Origin of the sequence: Rivularia sp. UHCC 0363 (assembly GCF_034931125.1) — a bacterium.
GTDB lineage: Bacteria > Cyanobacteriota > Cyanobacteriia > Cyanobacteriales > Nostocaceae > Rivularia.
In genome coordinates this window covers 13,409-15,630 of the sequence record NZ_JAYGHM010000109.1, presented here as the reverse complement: position 1 = coordinate 15,630, position 2,222 = coordinate 13,409, and the positions used below count along the sequence as shown (strand labels likewise).

At 43.1% G+C, this 2,222-nt stretch carries 1 protein-coding gene; it reads left to right on the top strand.

All coding sequences use genetic code 11. The features are described 5' to 3' along the window. The first annotated feature begins 172 nt into the window (after window positions 1-172). Entirely contained in the window at window positions 173-1,480 is a 1,308-nt protein-coding gene (locus VB797_RS33395) for a folylpolyglutamate synthase/dihydrofolate synthase family protein (RefSeq protein ID WP_323242096.1), read from the top strand. The last annotated feature ends 742 nt before the right edge of the window (window positions 1,481-2,222 follow it).

Below are 2,222 nucleotides of genomic sequence, written 5' to 3'. Positions count from 1 at the left end.
GCTTAGTAGCGGTTTTAACTGGCAGCTTCTTTATAAATTTCTTATGAATCATTTAGGATTGCTATATGTACTAAAGAACCGTTTTTTTTAATTTTATTGAGTATTGGGCATCAATAATTATTTATAACCTTTAACCTTTGACCTTTAACCTTTGACCTTTGACCTTACTGAAATGGATATTGAATCTTTATTACAGCCCTACAAACGTTTTGGCGTTCATTTGGGTTTGGAACGTATTTACAAGCTTTTGGCGAATCTAGGCAATCCACACCATCAAGTTGCGGTAGTTCATGTTGCCGGTACGAATGGTAAAGGTTCTGTTTGTGCTTATCTTTCTGCGGTTTTTACTGAGGCTGGATACCGCACCGGACGCTATACTTCGCCTCATTTGATTGATTGGACGGAGCGAATTTGTTTTAACGAACAACAAATTTCTGCTGAGGAACTTGGTAAGTTATTGATGCAAGTACAAGAAGCTATTGACCCTCAAGAGGAATCACCGACTCAGTTTGAAGTATTTACTGCCGCAGCTTGGCTGTATTTTGCTCAAAAGCAGGTTGATGTAGCAGTGATAGAAGTTGGGCTGGGAGGACGCTTGGATGCTACTAATGTTTGTGAAAAACCTTTAGTTACGATTATTACCTCTATAAGTCGCGACCATTGTCAACAGTTGGGTTCTACACTTACCGCGATCGCCACAGAAAAAGCAGGTATTATCAAAGCTGGATGTCCGGTAGTTATTGGACAATTACCCCCGGAAGCAGAAATTGTCGTTCGCGATCGCGCAAGTTTATTACAATGTCCGATAATTAAACCCCAACCCGCACGAGAACTTGAGCATGGTTGGGTTGAAGTGGAGATGGAGGAACAAGGAAATTCCCCACAAGTTATCAAATCGGTCAAATATCCTTTACCACTACAAGGGAAAATCCAGTTAGCTAATTCTGCTTTAGCGATCGCAACTCTCGAAATTCTCCAAGAGCGGGGCTGGAAAATATCTGAGAACGCGATTGTTAAAGGTATGGCACAAACAAAGTGGCCCGGAAGGATGCAGTGGACTACTTGGAACAACCATAAGTTATTGCTTGATGGCGCTCATAACCCAGCCGCAGCCGCAGCTTTACGAAATTATATTGATACTACCTTAGCTCAGTTAAATCAATCCCAGGTTAGCGTTACTTGGGTAATGGGAATGCTTTCTACTAAGGAACATAATGTAATTTTTAAAACTTTGTTGCGAACGAATGACCAATTGCATTTAGTACCCGTACCCGATCATAGTTCGGCTGTACCAAGTGAGTTAGCGGAACTAGCTTCATCTGTTTGTCCGGGATTAAATTTGTGTGAGATTTATACCGATTTATCATCAGCGCTGACAAAAGTTTTTAGTACAAATAATAATTTGGTTATTTTGTGCGGTTCCCTTTATTTAGCCGGACATTTTTTGCAGGGTAAAGATGTAGGGATGCGAGCAGAATGACACGCTTGGCTGTTGCTATCTCTCGTTACAAGGTCTCTCGTTACAAGGTTCCACCTTGTAATGCATTTTAGCAAGGCTCCGCCTTGCGTCAAACCGAGAGGCACCTCATGCAAGGGGTTCCCAGCAATCATCTGGGAACTAGTAGTTCTTTTCATTTATTCTAATGGGTTTTTATCCCAGCCCGTCGGGAATTGCATTCCCCGACTAATAGCATAAGTCCTCTGAAGAGGACTAAAATTTTACCCTTCATAACTAATGCGATCGACCAGTAGTATTCCACCACATAAGTTATGAGGGGTCGGAGTAGTGCGTGTGCGTAAGCGCAGACTCACGTTAACGAAGTTTGCCCGAAGGGTAGTGTGCGCGTTCACCGCAAGGTGTTCCCGCAGGGTAGCGCACACTTCGTGAACGCAAATTGTAACGAGCGACCAAGATGGTCGCACTACGAATGTTTTACCCCGCTTTCTTAATGTGGTCGAGTAGTAGTATTCTGCCACATTAAATATGATGGTTGATGCATTAGTAGTGGGAGCGTCTCGCTCCCTGATGGTAACGAGCGACCAAGATGGTCGCTAATTGTAACGAGCGACCAAGATGGTCGCTAATTGTAACGAGCGACCAAGATGGTCGCACTACGAAAATTTTATCCATCAAAATTAATGTGGTGGACTAGTAGTCCAAATCATACATTTTTGACAGGTTTGGGTAGTGCGAGCGTCTCGCTCGCTGGTTGCTTTTAGCC